Source organism: Bradyrhizobium sp. SZCCHNRI2009 (assembly GCF_032485115.1).
Classification (GTDB): domain Bacteria; phylum Pseudomonadota; class Alphaproteobacteria; order Rhizobiales; family Xanthobacteraceae; genus Bradyrhizobium.
Window position 1 is genome coordinate 75,949 of sequence record NZ_JAUEUH010000008.1, and the last position, 21,671, is coordinate 97,619.

The following is a 21,671-nucleotide window of genomic DNA, read 5'->3' on the forward strand; positions in this document are numbered from 1 at the left end:
CTCTCTGCACCGCCCTCACAGGCGGCGCCGTTGTCGGACGGACGGATCTTGCTTCGTCACGCTATCAAAGAAAGTGCCGCCCCGGCGGGACGCCGGAGCGGCATTCGCATCGATTTGACTTAGAGCAGGCCCGCGCCGCGCGCCCACTTGTACTTGGCGCCGAGCACCTCGACCGGCAGCTCGGTCGAATAGGCATAGGCCGGGATGCCGTTCTGGTAGAGATATTCGGCGGCCTCCTCGACCTCGACGTCGCCGGCGAGCGAGGCGACGATCGGCTTGACGAAGCCCTTGGCCTCCATCTCCTTCTTCACCTCGACCATGTTGCGGGCGAACACCATCGGCGGGGTCACGATCGTGTGCCAGTAGCCGAGGATCAGCGCGTCGATGCGGTCGTCCGACAGGCCGAGCTTGACCGTGTTCACATAGGTGATCGGCGGCTCGCCGCCGGTGATGTCGACCGGGTTGCCGGCGGCACCGAACGGCGGGATGAACTTGCGGAAGGCGGCATCGAGGTCGGCCGGCATGGTCATCAGCGATAGGCCGTTGTCGACGACGGCGTCGGAGAGCAGCACGCCCGAGCCGCCGGCGCCGGTGATGATGAGGACGTTCTCACCCTTCGGCGTCGGCAGCACCGGCACGCCGCGAGCGAATTCGAGCAGCTGGCGCAGGCTGCGGGCGCGGATCACGCCCGACTGCTTCAGCACGTCCTCGTAGATCTTGTCGTTGCCGGCGAGCGCGCCGGTGTGCGACGAGGCCGCCTTGGCGCCAGCAGACGTGCGGCCAGCCTTGAGCACGATGACCGGCTTCTTCTTGGAGACGCGCTTGGCGGCTTCCGCAAAGGCGCGGCCGTCCTTGAGGTCCTCGCAGTGCTGCGCGATCAGGTTGGTGTTGGGGTCCTGCTCGAAGAAGGCGAGCAGATCGTCCTCGTCGATATCGGACTTGTTGCCGAGGCCCACGATGGCCGACACACCCATTTTCGCCGAGCGCGAAAAACCGATGATGGCCATGCCGATGCCGCCCGACTGCGACGACAGCGCCGCGTGGCCCTTGACGTCGTAGGCGGTGCAGAAGGTCGCGCAGAGATTGGCCGGCGTGTAGTAGAAGCCGTAGATGTTCGGCCCCATCAGGCGGACATTGTACTTCTTGCCGATCTCGACGATCTCGGCCTGCAGCTCGGGCTCATTGGCCTCGGCAAAGCCCGACGGAATCAGCACTGCGCCGGGGATCTGCTTCTCGCCGCATTCGGTCAGCGCGCCGGCGACGAACTTGGCGGGGATCGCGAACACCGCGGTGTCGATCACGCCGGGCACGTCCTTGACGCTCTTGTAGGCCTTGTAGCCGAGGATCTCGGAGGCCTTCGGGTGGATCGGGTAGATCTGGCCCTTGTAGCCGCCGTTGATCAGGTTCTTCATCACCGAGTTGCCGATCTTGCCGTCCTCGGCGGAGGCGCCGATCACGGCGACCGCCTGCGGCTTCATGATGCGGTTCATCGCGGTGACGATTTCCTCGTTCGAGCGCGGCGCCGGACGGGGCTTGTAGTCGAAATCGACGACGATGCGGACGTCGGCCGCAATCGCGCCGGTCTTGGTCGCGAACACCGGATTGAGGTCGAGCTCGACGATTTCAGGGAAATCGCTGACCAGCTTCGACACCTTGACGATGACGTCCGCCAGCGCCTCGCGGCTGACGGCATCGCCGCCGCGCACGCCCTTCAACATTTCGTGGGCCTGGATGCCGTCGAGCATCGACAGCGCGTCGTCCTTGGTCGCGGGGGCGAGGCGGAATGTCACATCCTTCAGCACCTCGACCAACACGCCGCCGAGGCCAAAGGCCACCAGCTTGCCGAACGAGCCGTCGGTGATCGAACCGACGATCACCTCGGTACCGCCGGTCAGCATCTGCTGCACCTGGATGCCTTCGATCTTGGCGTCGGCCTTGTACTTCTTCGCATTCGCGAGAATGGTCTCATACGCTGTCTTCGCATCGTCGGCGGTCTTGACGCCGACAATGACGCCGCCGGCTTCCGTCTTATGCAGAATGTCCGGCGAAACGATCTTCATCACGACCGGAAAACCCATGTCGCCCGCGAGCTTGGCCGCTTCGGCCGCGGACTTCGCCAGGCCCTCCTTCGGCACCGGAATGCCGTAGGCGTCGCACACGATCTTGCCTTCGGGCGCGGTGAGGCTGGTGCGTTTATCCGCCTTCACACGATCGAGAACGTCTCGGATCGTGGCCTTGGCATTCGGGATGGCGTCAGACATCGGGGCTTCCTCCTGGGGATTGCTGGTCGTTTATGGCATTTGGTATGCCAGACGCAAACTTTGTCAAGCGCGACGAAGATGTGGACACGCTGAAAAAGCTCGCAGCTTGACATCCTGGCATCTGGTATGCCAAAAAACTTGGACGCAAAATGCTGTAAACAAGCATCTCCCAAGGAGAGGAGACGGTCTTGTCTACAGAAAAAACGAACAAGGCATTGCCCATCATGGCCGAGGCCGACATCGCGATCGCTCGCATCGCCCCGGAGACGAGCTTCAAGAATAAGGCCTATGAGGCCTTGAAAGAAGCCATTCTGAAGATGGACATCTACGCCTCGCCCGAGCCTGTCATGCTCGACGAGCGCGCTCTCTCCGAGCGCCTCGGTGTCAGCCGCACGCCCATTCGCGAAGCGATCGCGATGCTGGAGCAGGACGGCTTCGTGAAGACCGTGCCGCGCCGTGGCATCGTCGTGGTGCGCCGGACCAAGAGCGAGATCGTCGACATGATCCGCGCCTGGGCGGCGCTGGAGAGCATGGCGGCGCGGCTGATCACCACGATCGCGCGCAAGAAGGACATCAGCGCGCTGCGCGACTACTTCAAGGACTTCGGCAAGGACCGTCCGCCGCAGGAGCATATCGAGGAATATTCCAAGGCGAACATCGCGTTTCATCAGGCGCTGATCTCGCTGTCGGAGTCGCCGGTGCTGGTCGACATGACCAACGACATCCTGCTGCACGTGCGCGGCTATCGCCAGCTCACGATCGGGCGCACCGATCGTATCGCGGCCTCCCTGCCCGAGCATCTCGCGATCATCGAGGCGCTGGAGGAACGCAACACCGAGCTCGCCGAGAAGCGGGCCCGTGATCATACGCTGGGCCTTGCGACCTATGTCGAAACGCACGGCCAGGAACTATTCAGCTGACAGGTTCAAACAGAAGAAGACGCCGCAAAGCGCCTTCGTAGACGACCAGGGAGAGAGGCGCATGGCGCAGACTGCTGTTAAGACCGAGGCACCGGACACGCACGAGGAGCTCACGGACGGTTTTCATCTCGTCATCGACGCGATGAAGCTGAACGGGATCGACACGATCTACAACGTGCCGGGCATTCCGATCACCGATCTCGGTCGCATGGCGCAGGCTGAAGGCATCCGCGTGCTCTCCTTCCGTCACGAGCAGAACGCCGGCTACGCCGCCGCGATCGCCGGCTTCCTCACCAAGAAGCCGGGCGTCTGCCTCACCGTCTCCGCTCCCGGCTTTCTCAACGGCCTCACTGCGCTCGCGCATGCGACGACGAACTGCTTCCCGATGATCCTGGTCTCGGGCTCCTCGGAGCGCGAGATCGTCGACCTGCAGCAGGGCGACTATGAAGAGATGGATCAGCTCGCGATCGCCAAGCCGCTGTGCAAGGCGGCGTTCCGCGTGCTGCACGCGCAGGACATCGGCATCGGCTTCGCCCGCGCGATCCGCGCCGCCGTCTCGGGCCGTCCGGGCGGCGTCTATCTCGACCTGCCGGCAAAGCTGTTCGGCCAGGTGATGAACGCGCAAGCCGGCGCGGCCTCGCTGGTCAAGGTGATCGATCCGGCCCCGGCGCAGATCCCCTCCCCCGACTCGGTGAAGCGCGCGCTCGATCTGTTGAAGAACGCGAAACGCCCGCTGATCATCCTCGGCAAGGGGGCGGCCTACGCGCAGGCCGACGAGGCGATCAAGACCTTCGTCGAGAAGAGCGGCGTGCCGTTCCTGCCGATGAGCATGGCCAAGGGCCTCCTGCCCGACCTGCATCCGCAGTGCGCCGGCGCGGCGCGCTCGACCGTGCTGAAGGACTCCGACGTCGTCATGCTGATCGGCGCCCGCCTCAACTGGCTGTTGTCGCACGGCAAGGGCAAGAGCTGGGGCGAACAGCCGAAGAAGTTCATCCAGGTCGACATCGAGCCGAAGGAGATGGACTCCAACGTCGAGATCGCGGCCCCCGTGGTCGGCGACATCGGCTCGGTCGTCACGGCTTTCAGCGAGGCGATGGGCAGCAACTGGCCCAAGGCTTCGGTCGAGTGGCTGAGCGCGGTGCAGAAGAAGCGCGAGGACAACGTCGCCAAGATGGCGCCGCGGCTGATGAACAACAACTCGCCGATGGACTATCACGGCGCGCTCGGCGTGCTCCGCACCATCATCAAGGAGCGTCCGGACGCGATCCTGGTCAACGAGGGCGCCAACACGCTCGACCTCGCCCGCGGCGTCATCGACATGTACCAGCCGCGCAAGCGGCTCGACGTCGGCACCTGGGGCGTGATGGGCATCGGCATGGGCTCGGCCATCGCCGCCGCGGTCGAGACCGGTAAGCCGGTGCTGGCGATCGAGGGCGACAGCGCCTTCGGCTTCTCCGGCATGGAGGTCGAGACGATCTGTCGCTACAATCTTCCGATCTGTGTCGTTATCTTCAACAATGACGGCATCTATCGCGGCACCGATCAGAACTCGGCGGGCGACGACCCGGCGACCACCGTGTTCGTCAAGGGCGCGCGCTATGACAAGATGATGGAGGCCTTCGGCGGCGTTGGCGTCAACGCGACCTCGCCAGACGAGCTGAAGCGCGCCGTCAACGAAGCGATGGATTCCGGCAAGCCGACCTTGATCAACGCCGTGATCGATCCCGCAGCCGGATCCGAGAGCGGCCGTATCGGCAACCTCAATCCGCAGAGCGTGCTGACGAAGAAGAAGTAAAGGCCACCCGCAAGGACATCAGATGCCCGCTGTCGCGGGATGACCAATCGTTACGGAGAGCAAGACATGACCAAGGCGCTCGAGGGCGTTCGCATTCTCGATTTCACCCACGTCCAGTCCGGACCGACCTGCACGCAGCTGCTGGCCTGGTTCGGGGCCGACGTGATCAAGGTCGAGCGGCCGGGCGTGGGTGACATCACCCGCGGCCAGCTTCAGGACATTCCCAACGTGGACAGCCTCTATTTCACGATGCTGAACCACAACAAGCGGTCGATCACGCTCGACACCAAGAACCCCAAGGGCAAGGAGGTTCTGACCGAGCTGATCAAGAAGTGCGACGTGCTGGTCGAGAATTTCGGCCCCGGCGTGCTCGATCGCATGGGCTTCCCCTGGGAGAAGATCCAGGCGATCAACCCGAAGATGATCGTCGCCTCGATCAAGGGCTTCGGCCCTGGTCCCTACGAAGACTGCAAGGTCTATGAGAACGTCGCGCAGTGCACCGGCGGCGCCGCCTCGACCACCGGCTTCCGTGACGGCCTGCCGCTGGTCACCGGCGCGCAGATCGGCGATTCCGGCACCGGCCTGCACCTGGCGCTCGGCATCGTCACCGCGCTCTATCAGCGCACCCACACCGGCCGTGGCCAGCGCGTCACCGCCGCGATGCAGGACGGCGTCTTGAACCTCTGCCGCGTCAAGCTGCGCGACCAGCAGCGCCTCGAGCACGGCCCGCTGAAGGAATACAGCCAGTTCGGCGAGGGCGTGCCGTTCGGCGACGCCGTGCCGCGCGCCGGCAATGATTCCGGCGGCGGCCAGCCCGGTCGCATCCTGAAGTGCAAGGGCTGGGAAACCGACCCGAACGCCTACATCTACTTCATCACCCAGGCCCCGGTCTGGGAGAAGATCTGCGACGTGATCGGCGAGCCGACCTGGAAGACCGACCCGAACTACGCCAAGCCCGCCGCCCGCCTGCCGCGCCTGAACGAGATCTTCGGCCGCATCGAGCAGTGGACCATGACCAAGACCAAGTTCGAGGCCATGGACATCTTGAACGAGTTCGACATCCCCTGCGGCCCGATCCTGTCGATGAAGGAGATCGCCGAGGACGAGTCGCTGCGCAAGACCGGCACCCTGGTCGAGGTCGACCACCCGACCCGCGGCAAGTATCTCTCGGTCGGCAACCCGATCAAGCTGTCGGACAGCCCGGCCGACGTCACGCGCTCGCCGCTACTCGGCGAGCACACCGACGAGATCCTGCGCCAGGTGCTGGGCTTCAGCGACCATCAGGTCGCCGAGATCCACGACTCCGGCGCACTCGATCCGCCGCGCAAGGAAGCTGCTGAGTAAGCGGCAACGCAGCACCAAGGCAGGAGCGGCGCGAGCGCCGCAGCACCTACCTCCCACCGACATCAAGCCGCCGGCATCGCCCGGCGGCTTTTTGATTCCCGCCCACCGAGACTTGACCTCTCCTGGCACGCTTCTGCGAAGGATATCGCCCGCTGCCCTACTTGTCGCGCTGAGATCCACCCAAATCCCAGTCGGGCCGAACCTTTTGGTCTCTTGCGCGGCGATAAGCTGGCACCGGGTCGCCGGGTCGCGTCACCGCCAGCGCCGATAGTCGCTTGAGAGCTTTCTCGCGAACGCGCGCTGACAAATCAGACTGCGATAAACGTTGGAGTTTCTCGGCTGCCTCGAGCGTACCGATATCATGCAGCGCCCAGATGCACTTGATTGCCAGGGATTCATTGTCGTTGTAGGCGAGATAATCATGCTTGCACAACGCGGTCCGATACAGGCAGTCAATGGTGACCGGCAAACGCAAATCTTGAAGGGCGCCGGCTATGTCTTCGTGACTGTGGTGCCAATCTTCTCCCATCAGCTTGCACAGCAACTGAGCCCATTGCCGCGAGAGACCAAACCGAAATGCGAGGATGAGCGCAACTCTGAGGTTATCGGTCGACCTCTCTGTCAAACTCTCCTCAAGCTCGACGCGAACGATCTCGGGCGTAGTTCGCGGATTTGCGCCGAATTGCGCGATGAAGGATTCCTCCGAGAGGCCTCCTTGCACAAGGTCCCAAATGAGGCGCCTTTTCGGGACGTCCATATCCGGCTCCAACGTCCAACGCTTCCAGTTCGATCGACCAGCTGAGGACAACAATAGTTGTCGATCTTAGCTAGATAGATTTGCAATGTCGACGCGAGCGTCTGGACGACGCCTGTCCCAGTCGTAGAGAATTCGACGGCTTAGGACCCGGAGCGGACATCCTGAGGCAGTTGCGCGAGGTTGCCCAGATGAACGCGTACGATCCGAGTTTCACGACGATCTTGGAGATTTCTTCATCCAGATCGAATGGTCGGACGTTACGGTCAACGAAACGATTGAAGCGTTGCAGACGATCGGGGCCGACGAGCATGGGCGTTTGCTCGCACCTATAGTCTGAACCCAGATTGTTCATCTGTACTCAGCGACCCTGAAAAAACCCGTCATTATGGGTACGCCACTTTTTATCCGACAGCCACAAGTAGTCCTGATCAGGCATGAGGGGCACGGCTTTCACGATCTCTCTGGAAATCGGAAGAAAGAAGCTCGACCGATCCTGCGTCACCTTGAGCGATTTGATCGGCACGACGATGCTTTCCTTTCCCGTTGTAAAAAAGCCGCCAGAAGCGACGATCGCGTAATCTCGGCCATCTTTCGTGCCAAAAACGATATTTCTAACCTCGCCTACGATCTTGTCGTCGGAACTGCGGACTTCCGCGCCGATCATTTCGTCCGTCCTCAAGCCGGGGGTGAGTTCATCAATCCTTGAAAGCGGCTTTGCGCCCTTTTTGTCACGACTGCCCAGCGCCGCTCCGCGTTTAGCTCTCGGCTCTCGCGCTGCGTTTTGTTTATCGGCATCTTCCTCGTCATTATCGCCCAACGAGCCCATTGGCGGCCCGGCTATCAATTCACGGATATTTGCTAGAAGACGCTCACAGTCCTCCTGACGCCCGTAGGATCGGAGCGTGAATGCAGCATCCCGCAAACTTCTTAGATCGCGTACCGACTGACTATTGGCGGGACCACGCAGCTTGGGATTCTGTTGTATAGCTTCTTCCAGCTTGGCGTCGGCGATCTCACACTCTGCCTCAGCGCTTGTGGCTCCAATGGTTGCCAGAAAGATGGTCACTATCAGCGCTTGCAACTTCATCATTTTGTTGATCCGATTATCGGTAATATTCTTATGCGCTCAGTTCTCGAATCTGTTCAACAGTCTTGCGAACCGGATCGACGGAATGGCTCAAGCTTTCGCGATGATTGAGCTTAGCGGCACATCCAGCGAGTAGATCAAGCCGGCTGGCTCGTAAGAAAGCTGCACCTGGCCATGGAGCTGCTGACCGAGGGATTGCATCATGCGCGTCCCAAAGCTGCTGCGCGTGGGCGGCCGAACGGGCGGACCTCCTCGTTCCGTCCAAGTCAGGCAAAGCCGCTGCTTTTCCTCATCTATCTTCCAGGCGACCTCCACGCTGCCAGCGGAGGTCGACAGTGCGCCAAATTTTATGGTGTTGGTGCAAAGTTCATTGAGCGTCATTGCGAGGGCAATAACGGCACTTGAGGCCACCTTGATATCTGGCCCATTGAAATGGAAACGTCTGTTTCCTTGACTGTCAAAGGGCTCGGTTGCGCCGCTCACGGTGCGGGTAAGGCTGGCATTCGACCAACTGACTTGCATCAGCAAATCATGGGCGCGCGATAGCGCCAGCAACCGGCCTTCCATAGCCTTCTGCCCGTGCTCGATGCTGGTTGTGGTCCGAAAGCTTTGCGACGCGATGGCACTGACGGTTGCGAGGTTGTTCTTTATGCGATGATGGAGTTCGCCCACGATCAGCTTCTGCAACTTGTCTGCTGCATCGCGCTGCTCTGCATCGATAGAAGACTGCATGAGCAAGGCCTTGGCATCGATGTTGGCCTGCTCAAGTAATAAGCGAAGGCTATCATTCTCTGCGGAGAGCGCGGCCTCTTGTGCGGATATTCGCTTAAGTTCGATTGCTTCCGGGCTGTAACCGTTCTTATCTGTCGGCAACAGGGACGCGTCTGGAATCGTCGTCAGTGCGCCCGCACCGACCATCGCCTGCAGTTCGGTGATCATCTGGCCATTGCTTAGCGGCTTGCCAAAGAAGCGGCTGTCCTGAGGCCTATCTGCGTCGGAAGGCTCAACTTGGCCGGAAACCAAAATGATCTTGATGGCCGGCCAGCGGTCGTGGACCGCGTGAGCAAGCTTGAGCCCATCCATGCTGCCGGGCATCTGAATATCGGTAAAGAGGAGCGATATGTCAGAGCGTGATTCGAGAATAGAGAGCGCCTCGTCGGCATCGACGGCCTGCACGGGAGAGAACCCGGCATCTTCCACAATATCCACCGCCCGCATACGCAGCATCATTTCGTCCTCGACAACGAGGACTCTTGGTACTTCAGGTAAATCGGAGGTCATGCATACCCTGGAAAAGAGGAAGATGAGTGCGTTTCACGGCATCGTCATGAGTTCGCGTCGGCCGGGCCGACACTTCTGCGAAGCCCCAGTTCGCAAGCTGGCACTTTTCTGGCCATTGTCTTCAGGCGCGCGACGAACCATCGTATGCTGGACGATGATAGCTTTCGGCGCCTTAGCGGCCGGCCGTTACCAGACGAGCTTGCACGATTGTTTGGCTTGAACTCATGTTTTGCAGACAGGATGTAGTGAAGTGAGGCCACGTCTGCGCTGAGCAGTTTGCGGACGCCGTTCTCACTGCCAGCCGGTCTCCCTTGGCTAACGCGGCGACCTCGCTCGCTTCGAGCTTTGGTGCAAAGCCAAGCAAGGCAACTGTCAGCGCTCCCAGAAGCGCGAAAATGCCGAGGGCTGTGAATGATCTTTTCATTGTGGTTTGCTGCCCCAGGTCGTCTCGATCTATCCACTCCGGAGATCATGGATGACAACAGCCATAACGAGAAATTGTTCCAGTTCCGCAATCCTCGCGTCGACGACTGGATTGCCTATAATTTGCCGATTGGCGCGCGTGAGGCCGTCAATTGGGGAGGCCCGGAGTCGCGGACGCGGTGCTCACTTCCGAAAAGCCCCTCGGCGTGGCGGAACAGATGCGAAGGGCGGCTAAAGCTAGCAACGCGGACGAGGCGATTGCCATCCTAGAAACGCGCCCGGATATTCATGTCGTCTTTACCGATATCCAGATGGCCGGATCGATGGATGGGCTGAAGCTCGCGCACTTTGTGCGTGGTCGCTGGCCCGATCAAGATCATCGCGACTTCAGGACATCATGCGTTCAAAGAAGCCGATTACCGGAGGGAAGCAGATTTCTGCCTAAGCCTTATGGCTCTGACAGCATCTCCTCGATACTCCGGGAGCTAACCTCTCAAGCTTTGTAGTTTCCATTTAAGGAATTGTCTTGTTCCAGAGTCGAGTTGTGTATTTGGAACACGCTACGCTCGGAGCTCTGCACCGGCGCTCCCAATTCACCGCGCAACCAGCCCTCTACCGTTCGAGATTTCATTGGATCGACGAATCCGATTACCCGCTGATGAATTTCCTCACACGCGGGGCATTTGAACGTTCGGATACCAAGACCAGACGAACCGGGCGTGATACGCGCCAAGATTGTGGGTCTCCGGCACTTAGGACATGGTGGCTCGTAAAACAGGCTCATGACGTACTCCCTCGCATCAGACGTGAACGCGATGCTCCCAGTCACCGGATAGATGCCCGCGACTGACCGGTGGGAATAGCTTTTACCCTCGCACTCCAACATGCTGATCAATACAGATCACCTCTCAGAAAAGTTAACCGGTGGAAATCCGCCAAGAGGGGGACAAACGGCCAGCCGCGCGATCACCGCCTACGGCTGACGATCGGGCCTGTATCGGCATGTCCGGTATTAGGGACGCAGCGGACGTGACACAGTCGCCGGAGGTTCGACCGCTTGTGGACCCATCTGAGACATTTCGCTAGCATCCCACATTGTAGTAGCGAAGGCCCCTTCCAGAGTTCTGCTTTGAACCGACACGATGGTCTTCCCTCAGCTTGAGGGCAGGCATGAGGCTGCGAAAATTCCCGATCCCATACCTGGAGGCGGGGCGTTGGCCCGCGTTCTCATCGTAGGCGTTTGACTCAAATCAAATAGAACCCGCCTTAGGCTCATAGGGTTTTGCATGGTGGGCTGTCGCGAGGTTCTTTCCAAAACTCTATCGGTGAAGAGTTCATGTCCAGGCGCGTACCTCCTGTCGAAAACCGTGGTCGATCCATTCGGTTCTGGTTGGGGTTGCTCCTCGTGGTCTGCACGGTTCCGGCAATGCTGGTCGCCGGCTACCTGATCACCGACTCGTATATTGCGGCACGCGACAATGCAGAACGCAATACCGTGGCCACAACACGCGCGCTGATGCAGGCGGTCGACCGCGAGCTGCTCAGCGTCCAGTCGAGCTTGCGGGTGCTTGCAAAGTCACCCTACCTGCAGTCCGGTGATCTTGCTGCCTTTCACGAGCACTCGCGCGAACTGCTGCAGTGGCTGACAGGCAATGTAATTGTCATCGCGGACGCGGCCGGACAACTCCTGGTCAGCACGATGGTCCCCTACGGTCAGCCGTTGCCCAGAACCAGCATCCCAGGCCTGGTCCGCACCATCTTCGAGTCCGGCCGACCTGCGATTTCCGATTTTTATATCGGAGCCACATCGAGACAGCCTCAAATCGCCGTCGGTGTGCCCGTGTTTCGGGACGGGAAGGTCGCGTATGCGCTTGTGATGGGCATTCTTCCCGCGAATGTTGCCGTAATCTTGGAGCGGCAGAAGATACCGGAGGGCTGGATCGTGGCGATCCTCGACACCGGCGGGACTATCGTCGCCCGGACCAAAGATCCGGAACTGTTCATCGGCCAGCAGGGAACGCCTGAATTCCAACGCCAGACGTCGAGGGCGCAGGAGGGCATCTACGAGACCCCGACGCTGGAAGGTATCGCAGTCATCGGCGGATACCACCGGTCGTCGATCACGGGCTGGATGATCGCATTCGGCGTTCCCAAGAGCGTCTATACGACGAATCTGCGATGGGCACTGATGATCCAGAGCGCTACCGCGGTCCTCGTGCTGTTGCTCGGTGCGTTGTTGGCGGCAAGTATCAGCAGGCGAATCGTCCGCTCGATCCGCGCGATGACGACCCCGGCGCTTGCGCTGGGACTGTCCAGGAAGATTGATGTCCCGACGGTCGAAATTCGGGAGGTGAACGAGCTAGGTCACGCTCTGACAACGGCTTCCCAATTGATCAACCAGCGCGAGGTCGAGCGCGACGAGGCGCAGCACCAAAAAGCGCAAATCGAGGAGTCGCTCCGGCGATCACAGAAGCTGGAAGCGATTGGCCAGATGGCCGCCACCATCGCCCACGATTTCGGAAATCTGCTCACCCCGATCCTAGGAAACTTGGATATGCTCGAGGAGCGGATCGATGATCCCCGCTCGCGATTGCGTATCAATAATGCCCTGGCTAGTGCCAAACGGGGCCAGCAGCTCGTCCGCTCCCTTATGGCCTTCGCACGCCAAGAGCCGTCGGCAGTGACGATCATCGACATCAATCAGGCGATCCTTGCCATGGAGGGAGTGCTGGAGCAGTCGCTGGGCACAATCGGCAAGCTGATCTTCAACCTCGCATCGGAGGCTTGGCCCGTACGCGGCGACGCAACCCAACTGGAGATGGCGATCATCAACCTGGTCGTCAATGCGCGCGATGCCATGACCGCGGAAGGCACCGTGCAAATATCGACGATGAATAGGACGCTGCACGGCGAGCTCGACAATCTCTCGGGCGATTACGTGGCAGTCGCGGTTTCCGACACGGGCTCGGGCATGCCGCCTGAAATCCTCGCGGTTGCATTCGAGCCCTTGTTCACGACCAAAGAGCCGGGCAAAGGCACCGGGCTCGGTCTCGCCAGCGTTTATAGATTTGCCAAACAATGCGGCGGTGTCGCGGTGATCGAGAGTGAGCTCCGCAAGGGAACCACGGTCACGATCTATCTGCCGCGTGCGCGCAACGACGCAACGACTGATAGCGGTGACTCGCGGCTCGGCCAGGCCGCCGACCTGGGCGACGTGAAGTGACGTGCTTGGCCCATTTCGGGCCCAGAGGTCATTGATTGCGACGGTGTCGTTGAGAGCCACAGCAGACATCTGCCGAAGATGCGACAGCCTCTTCGTATCCGGCGGCCGGCCAGGCCGCATCCCGCAAGGGGTGGGAGGACTCGTAGTGGTCAAAGCAAGTTGATCCGATCTGCTTCATCCCCCGACATCCACGCCGCCATGCGCATACTCTGGTAACATGAGTTCGCCCGGCGAATCGTGGTCACAACCGTCCTACAACGTGCCAGGTTGCGATGGCCGTCCTCCAGCTCTTTCGAGGTTGAACGCTTACCTGCCGAAAATTCCGCCCACCACGCGGTGCATCGCACCGCCGATCGCGCCGATGGGACCTCCGACATTGCGCTGATGTCGCGCGCGTCCCGTGCTGCGACGGGCTTGGCGGTCGGATTTGGCAGCCTCGGCGGCCGCGTCCATCAGGACCTTGTGCTGGGCGGCATTGAGGAAGCCGGTCGTGGGGTAGCCGCGCTCCTCCTGCCAATGGGCGAGGGCGGCGCGGGTCTGTTCGTCGAACGTCCCGTTGATCTTGGTGCCGAACCCGAGCCTGGTCAGCCCTCGTTGCACCGCGCGACGCTTCGCCTTGGTGAGGCCGATCTGGTTCTCGGCCTGCTGATTGGCGTCCTGGGCAGCGATCACGGTATCGGCGGGTGCCGACGCTTCACGAGGTGTGCTGCTCAGACCAGCGTGAGCGACCTGCGCGCTTCCGGCGATCGCTAGGAGGGACAGTGCCAGGATCAAGGCGCGCATGGCCTTTCCTTCGCCGATGATACGTTTCTAGAAGAGATACAGCGCGCCGAACTGAACGATCAACATCCGGTCATGCCGCTCCGTGCGATTGCAGGGTAACTGCGGCCCGGGCGGCACGGTTCCCTGGCCCCGCGCCATTGTTCCCTCGCGTTGCACGCGGAGCACGCGATCGGAGCGCACCTGGGAGGTGTCCAGCAGTGGCCGCGATCCCCGGATCGTCGTGGGCGAGCCAGCCGCGGCAGGCAAGCCGTCGCATAGCCGCGAATGCGTATCTAATTACCCTTCAACTGCTCAGAGCTCCCCATTGGGCGGCTCTTTCTGCATGCGAAGTCAAATTTCGATTGAAAATCCAAATCGTCACATTCCTGCTGCATCGCAAAACGCTCATACCGCCATGCAATATAATCCGTTGTATCTGGCATCTGGTATACGTAAATTCTCCTCAGTCAGAACGTCATACCGCCTCACTGAAGGAGACAAACCATGGCCAAGACCGTCGCCCTCCCCCTCGTCCAGCCCGTGTCGCTGTTCGGCCGCCTGCTGGCGACCCTCGACCGCGTGCTGATGACCAGCGCCCGCGCCGCCAACCGCAACGGCGACCTGCCCTATTTCGGCCTCTGAGGCTCGGCGCGCTTCGCGCGCGCAGGCAACCCTCGAAGCCCAACCAAGAGCCCCGGATCTCCGGGGCTTTTGCTTTTGCGCCCCCCCACGCAACCTGCGACATATTGGCCCCGTGGGCGTCCCACCCGATCTCCTCAATTGCGGTCGGTCACCTCTTCATACCAAAATCAAATCGGTCGATTTGCTGCGGATGCTCCTCTTGCTGCCTGATCCCGGCTGCCAACACAACTTTTGGCTGCATGGGCATGGCAAGGAAGTCCGGGGCTGGCGACGGCCTGAAGCTGGTCACGGTGGGGATGACACCGGCGGGCTCGACAGGTCGGTGGTTCGATTGGGCACAGCGGCCGGAAGAAGCCGTGCGCTCTCGGGAATGAAGGGGAGAAAGCGTCGATGAAGCGTTCCGTGCGCGTGGCCGTTATGGCTGGCATCGCCCTGATGGCAGGGCATATCCCGGCTCTGGCGGGATGGGAGCCTGTCCGGCCCGTCGAGTTCATCGTTCCGGCTGGCACCGGCGGCGGTGCCGATCAGATGGCCCGGACGATCCAGGGCATCGTCACCAAGCACAACCTGATGAAGCAGCCGCTGGTCGTGATCAACAAGTCCGGTGGCGCCGGCGGCGAAGGCTTCCTCGACGTCAAGGCGTCGGCCGGCAATCCCCACAAGATCATCATCACGCTGTCGAACCTGTTCACGACCCCGCTCGCGACCGGCATTCCGTTCAACTGGAAGGACCTCACTCCCGTCGCGATGCTGGCGCTCGACGAGTTCGTGCTCTGGGTCAATGCCGAGAAGCCCTACATCACCGCCAAGGACTACGTCGATGCGGTCAAGCAGGCCGGCGGCACCCTCAAGATGGGCGGCACCGGCTCGAAGCAGGAAGACCAGATCATCACGGTAGCCATGGAGAAGGCGACCGGCGCGAAGTTCACCTACATCCCCTACAAGGGCGGTGGCGAAGTGGCCGTCCAACTGGTCGGCAACCACATCGATTCCACCGTCAACAATCCGATCGAGGCGGTGGCGCAGTGGCGCGGCGGCAAGGTCAGGCCGCTCTGCGTGTTCGACGACAAGCCGATGGGCTTTGACGAGCCGATCACCGACGGCAAGGCCTGGAAGGACATCCCGACCTGCAAGTCGCAGGGGCTCGACATCGAATATCTGATGCTGCGCGGCATCTTCATGTCGCCGCGGGCCACCAAGGACCAGATCGAATACTACGTCGACCTGTTCAGGAAGGTGCGAGAGACGCCGGAATGGCAGGACTTCATGAAGACCGGCGCCTTCAACACCACCTTCATGACCGGTGCGGACTACGCGAAGTGGGTCGAGACCGAAGAGAAGCGGCACGAGCTCCTGATGAAGGAAGCCGGCTTCCTGGCCTCGAACTGAGCGGCTCGCATGAGAAGTCACGATGGATCGGCCGGCCCCAGCCATAAGGCGGTCGAGGCCGGCGTCACGCTCGCCATCGCGCTGTTCGGGATCATCGTGATCATCGGCAGCGTGAAGGCGGGGATCAATTGGGGCGCCGAGGGACCGCGGGCGGGGTTCTTCCCGTTCTACGTCGGCCTGCTCATCGTCGCGGCCAGCGCGATGAATGTCCGCAACACGCTGCGCGAGGACGACGGCCGTGTCTTCGCCGAATGGGGCCAGCTCCGCCAGGTCATGAGCGTAGTGGTGCCGACGGCGATCTATGTCGGCGCCCTGCCCTTCATTGGCCTCTACCTCGCGTCCATGATCTTCATCGCCTGGTTCATGCGGTGGCTCGGCAAATATGGCTGGCTCACGGTGGCAGCGGTCGCCATCGGCATGCCGGTCGTGACCTATCTGATCTTCGAGCGCTGGTTCATGGTCCCCCTCCCCAAGGGGCCGATCGAGGATTGGCTCGGACTCTAACAAGAAAGCTCATCCGCTGAGGGTTGCAGGACCAAGCTGGCATGGAAGAACTCGCCAATCTGTTTCACGGCTTCGCAGTCGCCCTCCAACCGTTCAACATCATGGTGATGATCCTCGGCATCGTGCTCGGGGTGATCATCGGCGTGCTGCCGGGACTGGGCGGCGCCAACGGCGTCGCGATCCTGCTGCCGCTGACCTTCAGCATGCCGCCGACCTCGGCGATCATCATGCTGTCCTGCATCTATTGGGGCGCGCTGTTCGGCGGCGCCATCACCTCGATCCTGTTCAACATCCCCGGCGAACCATGGTCGGTCGCCACCACCTTCGACGGCTACCCGATGGCGCAGCAGGGCAAGGCGGGCGAGGCGCTCACGGCAGCGTTCACCTCGTCCTTCGTCGGCGCGCTGTTCGCGGTCATCATGATCACGCTGATCGCGCCGCTGGTCGCTGGCTTCGCGCTTCAGTTCGGCCCGGCCGAGAAATTCGCCGTCTATTTTCTCGCCTTCTGCAGCTTCGTCGGCCTGAGCAAGGAGCCGCCCTTCAAGACGATCGCGGCGATGATGATCGGCTTCGCGCTCGCGGCCGTCGGCCTGGATTCCATCACCGGCCAGCTCCGCCTCACCTTCGGCGTCACTGAACTGCTCAACGGCTTCGACTTCCTGATCGCCGTGATCGGCCTGTTCGGCATCGGCGAGATCCTGCTGACGATGGAGGAAGGCCTGAGTTTCCGCGGCGGCAATGCGCAGATCAATCTGCGTGTCGTGCTGCACACCTGGAAGGAGATGCCGGCCTATTGGGTCACGTCGCTGCGCTCCTGCCTGATCGGCTGCTGGATGGGCATCACCCCCGCCGGCGCCACGCCGGCCTCGTTCATGAGCTACGGCATCGCCAAGCGCCTCTCCAAGCGCGGCAAGAATTTCGGCCATGGCGAGATCGAAGGCGTCGTCGCTCCGGAGACGGCAGCCCATGCGGCGGGCACGGCGGCGCTGCTGCCGATGCTGTCGCTCGGCGTGCCCGGCTCCCCCACGGCGGCGGTGCTGCTCGGCGGCCTCTTGATCTGGGGCCTGCAGCCCGGCCCGATGCTGTTCGTCGAGCAGAAGGAATTCGTCTGGGGCCTGATCGCCTCGATGTATCTCGGCAACCTCGCCGGCCTGCTCGTCGTGCTGACCTGCGTCCCGGTCTTCGCGGCGATCCTGCGCATTCCCTTCAGCATCATCGCACCGCTCATCCTCGTGCTCTGTGCCATCGGCGCCTATTCGGTGCACTCGAGCACGTTCGACGTGGTGCTGATGCTGGTGTTCGGCGTGCTCGGCTATCTGTTCAAGAAGTGCGGCTATCCGCTCGCGCCGCTGGTGCTCGCCATCGTGCTCGGCGACAAGGCCGAGGAGGCCTTCCGGCAGTCACTGCTGGGATCCCAGGGATCGCTCGCGATCTTCTTCTCCAACGGGCTGGTCGGCGCCATCATGGCGCTCGGGTTGATCGCGCTGTTCTGGTCGGCGATCCAGCAGGGCTACAACCGGTTGCGGGCGCTCGCCGCATAAACTCGCCCTTGCTCCAATAGTTGAACTACAAATATCCTCTGCTGCGTCGTATTGTCGCTGCAACGATTTGCCTTGCTTCTGCAGGCTTTTTTCATCGATCGCTGGCCTAGCAGCGGGCACGGGCTCGATGAATCCGCTTGTTTATTGGCATATCATATACCAAACTCCGTATAGCTGTTAGGACAAGAATAGACAGCCTGGAGGAAACATGACGGACTTGGCTCACGCGGGGGCGCCCGCATCTGCAAGAGTAAGCGACGCCTATCGCTGGACGCAGCTCGCGGTTGGCGTCCTGGCGATGGTGATGATCGCCAACTATCAATATGGCTGGACCTTCTTCGTCCCAGATATCGCCAAGACCTTCGGCTGGGATCGCGCGTCGATCCAGTGGGCCTTCACCCTGTTCGTGCTGTTCGAAACCTGGCTCGTGCCGGTCGAGGGCTGGTTCGTCGACAAATACGGCCCGCGCATCGTCGTGCTCGTCGGCGGCGTGCTCTGCGCGATCGGCTGGATGATCAACGCCTACGCCACCTCGCTCAACGGCTACTATCTCGGCATGATCATCGCGGGCATCGGCGCCGGCGGCGTCTACGGCACCTGCGTCGGCAACGCGCTGAAATGGTTTCCCGACAAGCGCGGCCTCGCGGCCGGCATCACCGCGGCCGGCTTCGGCGCCGGCTCGGCGCTCACCGTCGCGCCGATCCAGGCCATGATCCGCGACTCCGGCTTCCAGACCACCTTCCTGTATTTCGGTCTCGGCCAGGGCATCATCATCGTCATCCTCGCCTTCTTCCTGTTCGCGCCCAAGGAAGGCCAGGTGCCCGCGGTCACTCAGAACACCAACCTCGTCCAGAGCCGCCGCAACTACAACCCGACCGAAGTGATCCGTCAGCCGATCTTCTGGCTGATGTACTTCATGTTCGTGATCGTCGGCGCCGGCGGCCTGATGGTGACGGCCAACCTCAAGCCGATCGCCGGCGACTGGAAGGTCGACAACATTCCGGTGACGCTGATCGGCATGACCATGACGGCGGTGACGTTCGCAGCGACCATCGACCGCGTTCTGAACGGCCTGACGCGTCCGTTCTTCGGCTGGATCTCGGACATGATCGGCCGCGAGAACACGATGTTCATCGCCTTCGGCATGGAAGGCATCGGCATCTGGGCGCTGTACATGCTCGGCCACGATCCGGTGTGGTTCGTGATCCTGTCCGGCTTCGTGTTCTTCGCCTGGGGCGAGATCTACTCGCTGTTCCCCTCAACCTGCACCGACACGTTCGGCACCAAGTTCGCCACCACCAATGCCGGCCTGCTGTACACAGCCAAGGGCACGGCAGCGCTGCTGGTGCCGATCGCGAACTACATGCAGCAGTCATCAGGCAATTGGGACCGCGTCTTCATCATCGCGGCCGGCGCCAACATCCTGGCATCGATCCTCGCGATCGCGGTGCTCAAGCCCTGGCGGAGGGTCGTGGTGCAGAAATCGACGCTCTGACGCGCCCCTTCGCGCTGCAACAAAAATAAAAAAGGACGCTTCCAGATTGACGACGCTCGGCATTTTGCCGAGCGTTTTCTTTTGCTTGGCGGACGATTTCGCTCTCGTTGCAAAGCAACATGTCGCACCCTGTGTCGCAGGCCATATTGCAGACTGGAATATATTATACCAGAATGACTTCGTGCGCAGACGAGGAGCGCGCTCGCAGCGGCATCCTCCAAGAGAGCGCGTTAGGGAGGACACATGGTTTCCAGCACAGAGGCGACACCGCCTGTCCAGGCACAGTCCAGCGGCTTCCGCTGGCTCCAGCTCGCGATGGGCATCATCTGCATGGCGATGATCGCCAACCTGCAATATGGCTGGACACTGTTCGTCGATCCGATCGACGCGAAGTTTCACTGGGGTCGCACGGCGATCCAGCTGGCCTTCACGATCTTCGTCGTCACCGAAACCTGGCTCGTGCCGGTCGAGGCCTGGTTCGTCGACAAATACGGCCCGCGCCTCGTCATCATGTTCGGTGCCGTCATGATCTCGCTGGCATGGGTGCTGAACTCCTACGCCGACTCGCTCACCCTGCTCTACGCCGGCGCCGTCATCGGCGGCATCGGCGCCGGTGCGGTCTACGGCACCTGCGTCGGCAATGCGCTGAAATGGTTTCCCGACCGCCGCGGCCTCGCCGCCGGCGCCACCGCGGCCGGCTTCGGCGCGGGCGCCGCGCTCACCGTCGTGCCGATCGCCAGCATGATCGCCTCAAGCGGCTATCAGAGCGCCTTCTTCACCTTCGGCATCGGCCAGGGCCTGATCGTGTTCGTGCTCGCGATCTTCCTGCGGCCGCCGACCCACGCCGCGCCTGCGCGCAAGAAGCAGCTCAACCTGCCGCAGAGCAAGATCGACTACACGCCGCCGCAGGTGCTGCGCACGCCGATCTTCTGGATCATGTATCTGGTGTTCGTGATGGTGGCCTCCGGCGGCCTGATGACCGCCGCCCAGATCGCCCCGATCGCGCACGACTTCAAGATCGCCAACGAGCCGGTGTCGCTCGCCGGCTTCCAGATGGCAGCGCTGACGTTTGCGATCTCGCTCGACCGCATCTTCGACGGCTTCGGCCGTCCGGTGTTCGGCTGGATCTCGGATACGATCGGCCGCGAGCACACCATGTTCATCGCCTTTGGCACCGCCGCTTTGATGCTGCTGACGCTGGCGAATTACGGCCACAACCCGATCGTGTTCGTGCTCGCGACCGCGGTCTATTTCGGCGTGTTCGGCGAGATCTACAGCCTGTTCCCGGCGACCTCGGGCGATACGTTCGGCAGCAAATATGCCGCGACCAACAACGGCATGCTCTACACCGCGAAGGGCACCGCCTCGCTCCTGGTCCCGCTCGCGAGCCTCGTCTCCGCCAAGTATGGCTGGCAGGCCGTGTTCGTGATCGGCGTTGCGCTGAACGCGACGGCGGCGCTGATGGCGCTGTTCGTGATCAAGCCGCTGCGCCGCGCCTTCATCCTCGGCAAGGAGGCGGCGGTCACCCAGCCTGCGGCGCAGGACGTTCGCACCACGGCGTAAATCACCCGCTTCTTCCCGCGACTGCAGGAGGCGCATCCCGATGCGCCTCCTTTTCTTTTTTCTTTTGGCGCGCCGTGCATGCCAGATGCCAATCCGAGCATACATTTGACAGCATCGCTGACCTTATTTTCCAGGCATCTGCCCAGAAAACATCAAGATCCCAATTGACTTCTGGCATAACGTATACCAGACTTCCTTCTGTTCAAGACAACTAACGGGAGGGTGCCATGAAAGTCGGAGACATCCTGCGCAACAAGACGGCGCGCGTGATCACGGTGCGAATGAATGAGACCGTCGGCGTCGCGGCGCAGTTGATGCGCGCCAGCAATGTCAGCGCCCTCGTCGTGAAGGACGTCGTCCGCACGGAAGGCAACACCGCCGCCGGCATGTTCACCGAGCGCGACGTGGTGCGCGCCATCGCCGAGCACGGCGCCGCCGGCGTCACCATGAAGGTCTCGCAGTTGATCTCGCCGCAGCGGCTGATCTCCTGCAGCACTGAGGACACGCTCGAGCACGTGCGGCATCTGATGAACGTGCATCACATCCGCCACCTCCCGGTCATCGTCGACTTCGCGCTCGCCGGCGTCATCAGCATGCGCGACGTCTCCAGCGCCTTCGACGAAGCGGAAGCTCCGGTCGCCGCCTGACGCGTCCAGCCCGGTCAGCGGAACCGGTTCATCCCCC

At 61.8% G+C, this 21,671-nt stretch carries 16 protein-coding genes; 11 read left to right on the top strand and 5 right to left on the bottom strand.

What is annotated here, in order from left to right:
* Positions 1-119: 119 nt before the first annotated feature.
* A complete protein-coding gene (locus QX041_RS25960; protein WP_316167005.1) occupies positions 120-2,261 on the bottom strand; it encodes an acetate--CoA ligase family protein in 2,142 nt (713 codons plus the stop codon).
* Positions 2,262-2,449: 188 nt separating this feature from the next.
* Between QX041_RS25960 and QX041_RS25965 the strand changes: the two genes are divergently transcribed.
* The 3 genes from QX041_RS25965 (at position 2,450) to frc (ending at position 6,320) form a co-directional block, all read left to right on the top strand.
* Entirely contained in the window at positions 2,450-3,181 is a 732-nt protein-coding gene (locus tag QX041_RS25965; protein WP_315828566.1) for a GntR family transcriptional regulator, read from the top strand.
* A 61-nt stretch (positions 3,182-3,242) separates the two neighbouring features.
* Positions 3,243-4,976 (top strand): oxalyl-CoA decarboxylase, encoded by a 1,734-nt coding sequence (gene oxc, locus QX041_RS25970; RefSeq protein WP_315754568.1) that lies wholly within the window; start codon positions 3,243-3,245, stop codon positions 4,974-4,976.
* A gap of 66 nt (positions 4,977-5,042) precedes the next feature.
* Positions 5,043-6,320, top strand: a complete 1,278-nt coding sequence (gene frc, locus QX041_RS25975; protein ID WP_315718405.1) for a formyl-CoA transferase — start codon at positions 5,043-5,045, stop codon at positions 6,318-6,320.
* A gap of 157 nt (positions 6,321-6,477) precedes the next feature.
* On the opposite strand, the gene QX041_RS25980 is transcribed toward frc, so the two are convergent.
* From QX041_RS25980 to QX041_RS25990, 3 genes are all read right to left on the bottom strand, one after another.
* On the bottom strand, positions 6,478-7,077 hold the full coding sequence (locus QX041_RS25980; RefSeq protein ID WP_316167007.1) for a hypothetical protein: 600 nt from the start codon (positions 7,075-7,077) through the stop codon (positions 6,478-6,480).
* Positions 7,078-7,435: 358 nt separating this feature from the next.
* Entirely contained in the window at positions 7,436-8,167 is a 732-nt protein-coding gene (locus QX041_RS25985) for a PRC-barrel domain-containing protein (protein WP_315828658.1), read from the bottom strand.
* A gap of 87 nt (positions 8,168-8,254) precedes the next feature.
* Complete coding sequence (locus QX041_RS25990; RefSeq protein ID WP_410051891.1) at positions 8,255-9,391, bottom strand: HWE histidine kinase domain-containing protein; 1,137 nt, start codon at positions 9,389-9,391, stop codon at positions 8,255-8,257.
* 1,903 nt (positions 9,392-11,294) lie between these two features.
* On the opposite strand from QX041_RS25990, the gene QX041_RS25995 reads away from it, so the two are divergent.
* Positions 11,295-13,091 carry an ATP-binding protein gene (locus QX041_RS25995; RefSeq protein WP_315716175.1) on the top strand — a complete coding sequence of 599 codons (1,797 nt, stop codon included), beginning with the start codon at positions 11,295-11,297 and terminating at the stop codon, positions 13,089-13,091.
* A 306-nt stretch (positions 13,092-13,397) separates the two neighbouring features.
* Here QX041_RS25995 and QX041_RS26000 read toward each other — a convergent pair whose 3' ends face one another.
* Positions 13,398-13,874: a peptidoglycan-binding domain-containing protein gene (locus tag QX041_RS26000; protein ID WP_315753028.1), complete on the bottom strand. Its 477-nt coding sequence runs from the start codon at positions 13,872-13,874 to the stop codon at positions 13,398-13,400.
* Between the two features lie 483 nt (positions 13,875-14,357).
* On the opposite strand from QX041_RS26000, the gene QX041_RS26005 reads away from it, so the two are divergent.
* The 7 genes from QX041_RS26005 to QX041_RS26035 all read left to right on the top strand — a co-directional run bounded on the left by QX041_RS26005 (position 14,358) and on the right by QX041_RS26035 (position 21,634).
* Entirely contained in the window at positions 14,358-14,495 is a 138-nt protein-coding gene (locus QX041_RS26005) for a hypothetical protein (protein WP_315716173.1), read from the top strand.
* 390 nt (positions 14,496-14,885) lie between these two features.
* Positions 14,886-15,884, top strand: a complete 999-nt coding sequence (locus tag QX041_RS26010; RefSeq protein ID WP_315828284.1) for a tripartite tricarboxylate transporter substrate binding protein — start codon at positions 14,886-14,888, stop codon at positions 15,882-15,884.
* Positions 15,885-15,893: 9 nt separating this feature from the next.
* Complete coding sequence (locus tag QX041_RS26015; protein WP_315828283.1) at positions 15,894-16,388, top strand: tripartite tricarboxylate transporter TctB family protein; 495 nt, start codon at positions 15,894-15,896, stop codon at positions 16,386-16,388.
* A gap of 41 nt (positions 16,389-16,429) precedes the next feature.
* Positions 16,430-17,929 carry a tripartite tricarboxylate transporter permease gene (locus tag QX041_RS26020; protein ID WP_315828282.1) on the top strand — a complete coding sequence of 500 codons (1,500 nt, stop codon included), beginning with the start codon at positions 16,430-16,432 and terminating at the stop codon, positions 17,927-17,929.
* A gap of 208 nt (positions 17,930-18,137) precedes the next feature.
* Positions 18,138-19,424: an oxalate/formate MFS antiporter gene (gene oxlT / locus QX041_RS26025; protein ID WP_315716169.1), complete on the top strand. Its 1,287-nt coding sequence runs from the start codon at positions 18,138-18,140 to the stop codon at positions 19,422-19,424.
* Between the two features lie 243 nt (positions 19,425-19,667).
* The gene (oxlT, locus tag QX041_RS26030; RefSeq protein ID WP_315716168.1) at positions 19,668-20,987 is read left to right on the top strand and encodes an oxalate/formate MFS antiporter; all 1,320 of its coding nucleotides are present in this window, start codon (positions 19,668-19,670) and stop codon (positions 20,985-20,987) included.
* A gap of 227 nt (positions 20,988-21,214) precedes the next feature.
* Positions 21,215-21,634, top strand: coding sequence for a CBS domain-containing protein (locus QX041_RS26035; RefSeq protein ID WP_015665845.1), 420 nt, complete (start codon positions 21,215-21,217; stop codon positions 21,632-21,634).
* Positions 21,635-21,671: the final 37 nt, after the last annotated feature.

What these genes read in the sequence shown, in the direction of transcription:
- QX041_RS25960 (WP_316167005.1), bottom strand. Translation starts at nt 2,261, where the DNA reads ATGTCTGACGCCATCCCGAATGCCAAGGCCACGATCCGAGACGTTCTC.
- oxc (WP_315754568.1), top strand. Translation starts at nt 3,243, where the DNA reads ATGGCGCAGACTGCTGTTAAGACCGAGGCACCGGACACGCACGAGGAG.
- frc (WP_315718405.1), top strand. Translation starts at nt 5,043, where the DNA reads ATGACCAAGGCGCTCGAGGGCGTTCGCATTCTCGATTTCACCCACGTC.
- QX041_RS25980 (WP_316167007.1), bottom strand. Translation starts at nt 7,077, where the DNA reads ATGGACGTCCCGAAAAGGCGCCTCATTTGGGACCTTGTGCAAGGAGGC.
- QX041_RS25985 (WP_315828658.1), bottom strand. Translation starts at nt 8,167, where the DNA reads ATGATGAAGTTGCAAGCGCTGATAGTGACCATCTTTCTGGCAACCATT.
- QX041_RS25990 (WP_410051891.1), bottom strand. Translation starts at nt 9,391, where the DNA reads ATGCTGCGTATGCGGGCGGTGGATATTGTGGAAGATGCCGGGTTCTCT.
- QX041_RS25995 (WP_315716175.1), top strand. Translation starts at nt 11,295, where the DNA reads ATGCTGGTCGCCGGCTACCTGATCACCGACTCGTATATTGCGGCACGC.
- QX041_RS26000 (WP_315753028.1), bottom strand. Translation starts at nt 13,874, where the DNA reads ATGCGCGCCTTGATCCTGGCACTGTCCCTCCTAGCGATCGCCGGAAGC.
- QX041_RS26005 (WP_315716173.1), top strand. Translation starts at nt 14,358, where the DNA reads ATGGCCAAGACCGTCGCCCTCCCCCTCGTCCAGCCCGTGTCGCTGTTC.
- QX041_RS26010 (WP_315828284.1), top strand. Translation starts at nt 14,886, where the DNA reads ATGAAGCGTTCCGTGCGCGTGGCCGTTATGGCTGGCATCGCCCTGATG.
- QX041_RS26015 (WP_315828283.1), top strand. Translation starts at nt 15,894, where the DNA reads ATGAGAAGTCACGATGGATCGGCCGGCCCCAGCCATAAGGCGGTCGAG.
- QX041_RS26020 (WP_315828282.1), top strand. Translation starts at nt 16,430, where the DNA reads ATGGAAGAACTCGCCAATCTGTTTCACGGCTTCGCAGTCGCCCTCCAA.
- oxlT (WP_315716169.1), top strand. Translation starts at nt 18,138, where the DNA reads ATGACGGACTTGGCTCACGCGGGGGCGCCCGCATCTGCAAGAGTAAGC.
- oxlT (WP_315716168.1), top strand. Translation starts at nt 19,668, where the DNA reads ATGGTTTCCAGCACAGAGGCGACACCGCCTGTCCAGGCACAGTCCAGC.
- QX041_RS26035 (WP_015665845.1), top strand. Translation starts at nt 21,215, where the DNA reads ATGAAAGTCGGAGACATCCTGCGCAACAAGACGGCGCGCGTGATCACG.